This window comes from Pseudomonas sp. (assembly GCF_026224925.1).
Lineage (GTDB): Bacteria > Pseudomonadota > Gammaproteobacteria > Pseudomonadales > Pseudomonadaceae > Aquipseudomonas.
The window spans coordinates 1-3162 of the sequence record NZ_JAMFRV010000396.1 but is presented as its reverse complement, the minus strand read 5'-3'; the positions used below and the strand labels follow the sequence as shown (position 1 = coordinate 3162).

4 protein-coding genes are annotated in these 3162 nt (G+C 56.4%); all 4 read right to left on the bottom strand.

Going from position 1 to position 3162, the window contains the following annotated elements; genetic code table 11:
* Positions 1-479, bottom strand: a 479-nt coding sequence (locus M0974_RS17170; protein WP_297839164.1) for a flavodoxin-dependent (E)-4-hydroxy-3-methylbut-2-enyl-diphosphate synthase, incomplete at its 3' end; no start/stop codon positions are given.
* 3 nt (positions 480-482) lie between these two features.
* Entirely contained in the window at positions 483-1463 is a 981-nt protein-coding gene (locus M0974_RS17165; RefSeq protein ID WP_297839167.1) for a RodZ family helix-turn-helix domain-containing protein, read from the bottom strand.
* On the bottom strand, positions 1463-2221 hold the full coding sequence (pilW, locus tag M0974_RS17160) for a type IV pilus biogenesis/stability protein PilW (RefSeq protein WP_297839160.1): 759 nt from the start codon (positions 2219-2221) through the stop codon (positions 1463-1465). The genes M0974_RS17165 and pilW overlap by 1 nt, the downstream gene beginning before the upstream one ends.
* A 14-nt stretch (positions 2222-2235) precedes the next feature.
* On the bottom strand, positions 2236-3162 hold a 927-nt coding region (gene rlmN / locus M0974_RS17155; RefSeq protein WP_297839157.1), incomplete at its 5' end, for a 23S rRNA (adenine(2503)-C(2))-methyltransferase RlmN.

The following is a 3162-nucleotide window of genomic DNA, read 5'->3' as shown; positions in this document are numbered from 1 at the left end:
GCCGGCGTGGTTGTTGCCGGTGTCGGCTCGCCGTATTTTTTCTGCAGGTCTTTTTCCAGCGAACCCGCGTTGACGCCGATTCGGATTGGAATGCCACGGTCGCGCGCGGCACTTACAACAGCGCGCACCCGGTCTTCGCGGCCGATGTTGCCCGGATTAATCCGCAGGCAATCGACGCCCAGCTCGGCAACGCGCAACGCGATCTTGTAATCAAAGTGGATGTCGGCAACCAACGGCACTTTGACCAGTTTCTTGATCCGGCCAAACGCCTCGGCAGCGTCCATGTCCGGCACCGAAATTCGCACGATGTCGACGCCTGCAGCTTCCAGACGATTGATCTGCGCAACCGTCGCCGCGACGTCGTTGGTATCGCTGTTGGTCATGCTCTGCACGGCAATAGGAGCATCGCCGCCTACTGGAACCGAGCCGACCCAAATTTTACGCGTTTCGCGACGCTTGATAGGGGATTCGCCGTGCATGACTTATTGCCCTAATTTTAGGCGAGCAGTCTCGCCACTTGAGTAAGGAGCCAGATCAACGGACTGGCCGTTATAGGTCACCTGAACTCCCCGCGCAAATCCCAGCCGCAGGGTCAGCGGCGGTTTGCCGCTAACGTCCAGGTTCTCACCTTTACGCTTGACACCACTGAGCAGCACTTTACCGTTGCCGTCGGTCACTTGAGTCCAGCAATCGGCAGAGAAGTTCAGATTGACCAACCCGGCGCCAGCAACTGGAGTCGAAGGCGTGCCTGGAGGAGTCGCCGGCGTGGTTGTTGCCGGTGTCGGCGCAACGGTGGTGGTCGGTGTCACCGGAACAACATGGACGGGCGCCGCTGGAACGTTGACAGTAGGCGCTACAACGGGAGGCACGACTGGCGCGACTTCAGCGGTTTGAGTACCGGAGGGAAGCGGCAATGATGAAGGGGTGCCTTGAGATTGAGCTACCGCTTGGTCTTCCGGTCCATCCAGCGGGTGAATCTGAGTGGTGCCATCAGCACTTTCGACTTCGACATGTTCAAGGTTAGTGCTAACCGGGTCTTTGCCACGCAGGGTTGCCTGGTCTTGCCACCAGAAGAAGCCAGCACCCACTAGCACGACCAGCAACAGCAGGCTGACAATGCGCAGAATATTGTGCGACAGACGCACGGGTTCTTCGATACGGCCAAGGCTGTGAACATTACTGCCGTGGGAATCTGTCCCGGTGTAGTGGTCAAATTGCTGAACAAGTGCGGTCTGATCAAGGCCGAGCAGTTTGGCGTAGGCACGGATATAACCGCGGGCAAAAGTATGCCCGGGCAGCTTATCAAAATCGCCAGTTTCTACGTTGCCTAACGACGCCACGGTGAGGTTGAGCCTGGAAGCCACATCAGGCAGCGACCAGTTCTTACTCTCACGGCCCTTACGCAATGTTTCACCAGGATTCACGCGAGTGGCTGCTACAACTTCAGGATGCGCCGCTTTCATCATTGCTCCGCCTGGTATTGCTGATATTCCGGCGAACCGGGATAGAGTCTTTTTAATTGCAAGCCATAGCTGGCTGCCTTGTTGCGATCATCGTAACGCTTAGCCAATCGCACACCGAGCAATAGACTACGTGCATTTTGATCACTGAGTTGGCTAAAACGGTCGTAATAGTCGTGCGAGGGTACATAATGCCCGTCTTCGTAAGACAACTCAGCCATTTCCAGCAAAGTACGCGGCTGCCGAGGGTTCAACCCCAAGGCCTTGGTGAAAAACGTCAGGGCTTCATCACGCTGCCCCAACCTCATCGAGGTCATCCCCAGGCTCTCGAAAACCCTGGAGCGCTCTGGGTACAGAGTGTCCGCAGCAGCCTGTTGAAAACGCTCATAAGCTTCTTTGTAGCGCTTTTGTTCGTAGAGAAAGCTGCCGTAGTTATTCAGGATGCGCGCGTCGCCAGGACGGGACGACAGTGCCTTGAGAAACTGTTTGTCGGCAAGCTCGGGCTCCATCTCGGCCTGAAAGACCAGCGCTAATGCGGCGTTGGCATCAGCGTCGGAGCTGTCCATGTCGAGGGCTTTTTTCAGTGGAACCTTGGCCAGTTCCGTTTGACCTTGCTGTAAATAACCCACACCCAATTGCACATAGGCCAAGCGCGCCTCGTCCCGGCCCTTGCTGGTGCTCAACGGGTTAATGCTGCCCGACGACACACAGCCGACCAGCACGTTAACTAAACACAGCAACAGCGCAGTGCGCAGGCTCATTAACATAGTCCCGATCAGTTTTGCGTCGCGGCGCTTTGGACCAGATCGGCCTCGGCACTCAACTCACGCACGGCAATATAACGTTCGCTGCGGCGAGTACGGTCATTGACCATGCCCACCAACTGGCCACATGCAGCGTCGATATCTTCGCCACGGGTGGTGCGCACAGTGACGTTGTAACCGGCTTGATGCAACTGATCCTGGAAACGGCGGATCGCATTATTGCTAGGGCGCTCGTAGCCCGAGTGCGGGAACGGGTTAAACGGGATCAAGTTGATCTTGCAAGGGATGTCCTTGAGCAACTCAGCCATTTCGATGGCGTGCTCAACCTTGTCGTTGATGTCTTTCAACATGGTGTATTCGATGGTCAACACGCGTTTTTCGCCCAGCGACGCCATATAGCGTTGGCAAGACTCAAGCAGGACCTTAAGCGGATACTTTTTGTTGATCGGTACCAGTTGGCTGCGCAGCTCGTCGTTAGGGGCATGCAGCGACAGAGCCAGCGAAACGTCGACGTGCTTGGATAGCTCGTCGATCATTGGTACCACGCCAGAGGTGGACAACGTCACCCGGCGCTTGGAAATGCCATAGCCAAGGTCATCCATCATCAGTTGCATGGCAGAAATGACATTGTCGAAATTGAGCAGCGGCTCGCCCATGCCCATCATTACCACGTTGGTAATGGCACGGTCGACCGTAGCAGGGATACTGCCAAACGATTTGTTGGCAATCCACACCTGACCGATGACTTCAGCGGCGGTGAGGTTGCTGTTGAAGCCTTGTTTGCCGGTGGAGCAGAAACTGCAATCCAGCGCACACCCCGCTTGGGACGAAACGCACAACGTACCGCGCTTGCCCTGGGGGATGTAAACGGTCTCGACACAGCTGCCGGACTCTACACGGACGACCCATTTACGGGTGCCATCGGTGGAGATGTCCTC